The sequence below is a fragment of the Rhizobium sp. P1_E6 genome (genome assembly GCF_056405875.1).
The window spans coordinates 1-2,754 of the sequence record NZ_JBFUBG010000213.1; the positions used below are offsets into that span (position 1 = coordinate 1).

The 2,754-nt window shown below is 58.3% G+C and carries 3 protein-coding genes; 2 read left to right on the forward strand and 1 reads right to left on the reverse strand.

The features are described 5' to 3' along the window. A partial coding sequence (locus AC1D35_RS35400; RefSeq protein ID WP_477942606.1) for a flagellin N-terminal helical domain-containing protein occupies positions 1 to 802 on the forward strand: 802 nt, incomplete at its 5' end. Between the two features lie 71 nt (positions 803 to 873). On the opposite strand, the gene AC1D35_RS35405 is transcribed toward AC1D35_RS35400, so the two are convergent. After that, positions 874 to 1,575, reverse strand: coding sequence for a DUF1013 domain-containing protein (locus AC1D35_RS35405; RefSeq protein ID WP_113300824.1), 702 nt, complete (start codon positions 1,573 to 1,575; stop codon positions 874 to 876). Positions 1,576 to 1,805: 230 nt separating this feature from the next. Between AC1D35_RS35405 and AC1D35_RS35410 the strand changes: the two genes are divergently transcribed. Next, on the forward strand, positions 1,806 to 2,754 hold a 949-nt coding region (locus AC1D35_RS35410; RefSeq protein ID WP_477942608.1), incomplete at its 3' end, for an AMP-binding protein.

Below are 2,754 nucleotides of genomic sequence, written 5' to 3' on the forward strand. Positions count from 1 at the left end.
CTATTGGTCCATCGCGACGACCATGCGTTCGGACAACAAGGCCCTCTCGGCCGTTTCCGACGCCCTCGGCCTCGGCGCTGCCAAGGTCGATACGGCCTACACCGCCATGGACAACGCCATCGACGTCGTCAGCGAAATCAAGTCCAAGATCGTCGCCGCTACAGAAAAGGGCGTCGACAAGACCAAGATCCAGGAAGAAATCGACCAGCTGCAGGAACAGCTGGTGAGCATTGCTCAGTCGGCCTCCTTCTCCGGTGAAAACTGGGTTGCCGGCGCTTCGGGCACAAAGAGCGTCGTCTCCTCCTTCGTCCGTGACGGTTCCAATGCCGTTTCGGTCAAGATGACGGACTATGTTCTCAATGCAGGTACGCTCGGTAACGTGCTGTTCGGCATGAACAGCAACGGAACGATCCAGACGACCAGCGGCATTATCGGCACCGCATTCAACGGCACCTATGGTAACGTCACCATCGTCATGCCGTCGATTTACGCACTCGACATCACCACCTTCACTCAGGGCCAGCTCGATGGAGCGCTTTCCGGCGTCGAACTCGTGCTTCAGGCCATGACGAATGCGGGCTCGCAGCTCGGCTCGATTTCGACCCGAATTCAGTTGCAGGAAACCTTCGTCAGCGCTCTGGGTGACTCGATCGACTCCGGTGTCGGTCGCCTCGTCGACGCCGACATGGAAGAAGAGTCGTCCAAGCTCTCCGCCCTGCAGACGCAACAGCAGCTTGCGATCCAGTCACTCTCGATCGCCAATTCCTCGGCACAGAACATTCTCTCGCTCTTCCGCAGCTAACAGCGCGCAGGAGAAAGGCAACAAAAAACCCCGCCAGTGGCGGGGTTTATTCGTTTCGGGAGCAGACGATCTCAGAACTGGTCGTCTTCGTCCTCATCCTTGGGGGCCGAGCGCAGCGAGCTCAGCTTGCGGAAGACGGCATCGGCGTCGATTTCCTTTTCTTCCTCACGCTCGTAGCTCGGCGTCAGACGCTCGGTTTCCTGAGCGGATTGCAGCGTTGCTCCGAGTTCGGCAGCTGTCGGCAGCGGACGGCCCTTGGACGCCTTTTCCACCTCCATGTCGAGATCGATCTGGCTGCAGAGGCCGAGCGTGACGGGATCCATCGGGGCCAGGTTTGCCGAATTCCAATGGGTGCGCTCGCGGATCTGCTCAATCGTCGACTTGGTGGTGCCGACGAGACGCGAGATCTGGGCATCCTTCAGTTCCGGATGGTTGCGAACCAGCCAGAGAATGGCGTTCGGGCGGTCCTGACGCTTGGAAACCGGCGTATAGCGCGGGCCACGGCGCTTGGATTCCGGCACGCGGACCTTCGGTTCGGAAAGCTTCAGCTTGTAGTTCGGGTTGCCTTCGGCGCGGGCAATCTCATCGCGGGAAAGCTGGCCGGTGGCGATCGGGTCGAGGCCCTTGATGCCCTGCGCGGCTTCGCCATCGGCAATCGCCTTGACTTCGAGCGGATGCAGTTTGCAGAACTGAGCGATCTGGTCGAAAGACAGGGCTGTATTGTCGACGAGCCAGATGGCAGTCGCCTTCGGCATGAGCAGCTGTTGAGCCATGGATATAGTCCTTCTATCGTCCGCGCCGGTCGCGGTCCGTGGATTGTCACCACAATGTCCGGGAAATATGGCGCTATATAACCGCACTGTCGCAGAATTGCAATTCTTCAGAAATGAAATGACCTTTGTCTAATTGCCGTCATCAGACTACCTGATATGAATTGCGCAATTCGAGTCCCGGCCGCTTCGAAACGATCGGCCGTCGCATAGCCTTGTGAGGAGGAGTTCCCATGTCGGAGAAGATCTATCCGGTTTCCAAACCGGTAAAGACCCGTGCGCTGATCGATCAGGCCAAGTACGAGCAATGGTACGAGGAAAGCATTGAAAACCCCGACAAGTTCTGGGGCAAACACGGCAAGCGGATCGACTGGTTCAAGCCTTATACCAAGGTCAAGAACACATCCTTCACCGGCAAGGTCTCGATCAAATGGTTCGAAGACGGCCAGACCAATGTTTCCTACAACTGTATCGACCGTCACCTGAAGACGAACGGCAATCAAACTGCCATCATTTTCGAGGGCGACAACCCCTATATCGACAAGAAGATCACCTATAACGAGCTTTACGAGCACGTCTGCCGCATGGCGAACGTGCTGAAGAAGCATGGCGTCAAGAAGGGTGATCGGGTCACCATCTATATGCCGATGATCCCGGAAGCGGCCTATGCGATGCTCGCCTGCGCCCGCATCGGCGCGGTCCATTCCGTCGTCTTCGGCGGCTTCTCGCCGGAAGCGCTTGCGGGGCGTATCGTCGACTGCGAGTCTACTTTCGTCATCACCTGCGACGAAGGCATTCGCGGCGGCAAGCCGGTSCCGCTGAARGACAATACGGATACCGCCATCCACATAGCAGCCCGCCAGCATGTGACGGTCAGCAAGGTCCTCGTCGTGCGCCGTACCGGCGGCAAAACGGGTTGGGCGCCGGGTCGCGACCTCTGGCACCATCAGGAAATCGCCACGGTGAAAGCCGAATGCCCGCCGGTGAAGATGAAGGCGGAAGATCCGCTCTTCATCCTCTATACCTCGGGCTCGACGGGTAAGCCGAAGGGTGTCCTGCACACGACGGGTGGTTATCTCGTCTATGCGGCAATGACCCATGAATATGTCTTCGACTACCATCCCGGCGATATCTACTGGTGCACGGCCGACGTCGGCTGGGTGACAGGTCACTCCTATATCG